Raw genomic sequence first — 2,145 nt, 5'->3', positions numbered from 1 at the left:
CCTTCTTTAAATTCCTTGCTTCCTTGAACGACTTTAATAAAAGAGGTGATGCTTTTATCAGGAACACCATCACGCCCAGCGGCAACTGCACCACGGGTGACATTAACGGTTTTTTCTTTTGTCAATAAAAGAGACTGAATATCAGCAATAGGAAAATAATAGGGTTTAAAAGTGAAACTTGTTTTCCCTTTTGGAGGCGCAAAAATATGCGTTTCGCTTGGAACAACGCTTGTCGAAAAGTCTTGCACCTCTTCATGGCGCAAGGCGGCAAGGCGTTTGCGTTTAAAGCCATTGATATTGGCTTCTCCTTCTTGAATACTAAAGACTTGGCAACCGTTATTTGCTCCCAATGCGCTCACACGGCAGCCACTCACGATATAATGCCCATGGGCTCTGTCATAAGTAGCAATAGCTTGCATGGCGGGTTCAAGCAGTGATGGGGATTTTTGATCAATCAGAACACCATCTTGTAAAATATAAACGGGAAAGAAAGTGCCACTCTGCGCATCCTCTTTCAGTGCCCAAACAAGCTTTGCTGTCTCGCGTGCGGCACCAGGCTCTCCTTCTGCCAAGGTGCCAGGGACTTGCCCCAACAACTCTGGATCATCCTCATATGTCACCCATTTTTTTTGCAGCTTCACACCAATTTCAATGCGTCCAATCATGGCAACATTGTTGAGTATAGCTTCAGAGACTGGAAAGATATCACCGGCAATATAAATCTTGCCATCCGTTAAAGTCACTGTTTGCGTATCTTTGTTGACAAACGCATCTGCTCGTTCAACGCGGTCTCCTTCTTGTGCCACAAGGCGCCCCAATCGGTCATGCCGTCCCCTTATGATGGTTTGAACCTCATTCAGTTCACCACTTTGAATAAAGGGACGTGTGCCATAAAAGACAACGCTTTGTTGTTCCTCTTTGCCGCGAGATCTGTCAATTGCAAAGGGTAGTCCACTTTCATGCTTCATCTTAAAACCTCAATAAAATCTTGAATTGTTCGCGAACATCGGCACGCAAAGGAATATTAATGGGCGTTTTGAGTATCTCGACACCGCCATTGAGTTCATCAGGCTCCAACCAAAGCTTGCCAACCGCTATGTTTTCTGCGGGGGTAGCGTGAACCAAAATTGAAACAAATGCTGCTTGTTTCCCATCAACATCGCGAAAGTCTGTGCGGGCTGCCACAAGAAGCGCCGTGCCCCTCGGGGAGGGCTGATAGTGATTGCCTGAATGGCTGTAAACCCCCTCCAAAGCCTGTTCGACAGGCGCGACAGCAGAGCATCTTTGATACCCAATCACGGCATCTTGGCTGTCTCTTAGCACGAGATAAAGCGTGCGACCATGAAACCACTCTGCCATGAGCATATCGCGTTCATGTTTTTTGACCGAACACCACGGAAAATTTGCCATGTCCCATGGGTAATCGATTTGGTTCCAGCTTAATTCCTCATCCCCATCCTCTATCCAATTGCCAATAAGCCTGCCTTCTTCTCTTGTGAGAACGTGCTCTATCTCTGTTGTGCGCCCAAAGGAAAACAAAGTGCCCCCAGCTGTTAAGCTAACACCGCTTTCATACTCCAACATGCTGTCATCAAGGCGTGACATATTGCATTCAACAGCTTGAACATCATAACCATAAACACCACGGCGAAAATCAGAGCGCAAACTTTTGGAAAGGTCGGTGATTGCTTCAATGGCTTCAAGGCTTTTCCGTTCAGGCAACTGATCAAAATCAAGTTGAAAGGAATTCCACCATGCCCGCCCCGTCCATGCGGGCGTAAAGCGTGCTGTAATCTGGAGCCATTCAAGCCCCACCTCTATTGCAGCAAGGGAGCCGCGCAAGCGCTGCCATTGAATCCCTTGATCAATCAGATCATAGAGATTTGGAACATAAGGTGTAAGCTCTCCAAGCCCGTATTCTTCAATCAACCACGGCAAGAAACGGGGAGGGCGTGTGATCAGTTTAGCACGTGAAATCCCCAAAACAGAACCATCAACATCTTGATGAAAATCGCAAGCATCGGCAAGGCGCTTTTCAAATTCTGTTGCATGTGTGGGGAGGAGGGAACCAACCATTAGCGCGCACGCCCTTTGAAGTTTAAAGTGATTTTTCCAATCGATAAAATTTCTTCATCACAAATCATA

2 protein-coding genes are annotated in these 2,145 nt (G+C 46.7%); both read right to left on the bottom strand.

Going from position 1 to position 2,145, the window contains the following annotated elements; genetic code table 11:
* The coding region (locus ACFIKO_RS09135) for a DUF4815 domain-containing protein (RefSeq protein ID WP_375673856.1) at positions 1–968 on the bottom strand (968 nt) is incomplete at its 3' end.
* A gap of 1 nt (position 969) precedes the next feature.
* Complete coding sequence (locus ACFIKO_RS09130) at positions 970–2,076, bottom strand: phage tail protein (RefSeq protein WP_375673854.1); 1,107 nt, start codon at positions 2,074–2,076, stop codon at positions 970–972.
* Positions 2,077–2,145 lie beyond the last annotated feature (69 nt).

The organism is Bartonella sp. TS82HLJMH, from assembly GCF_042193495.1.
GTDB classification, from domain to species: domain Bacteria; phylum Pseudomonadota; class Alphaproteobacteria; order Rhizobiales; family Rhizobiaceae; genus Bartonella; species Bartonella grahamii.
This window is presented reverse-complemented; position numbering and strand designations above follow the sequence as displayed.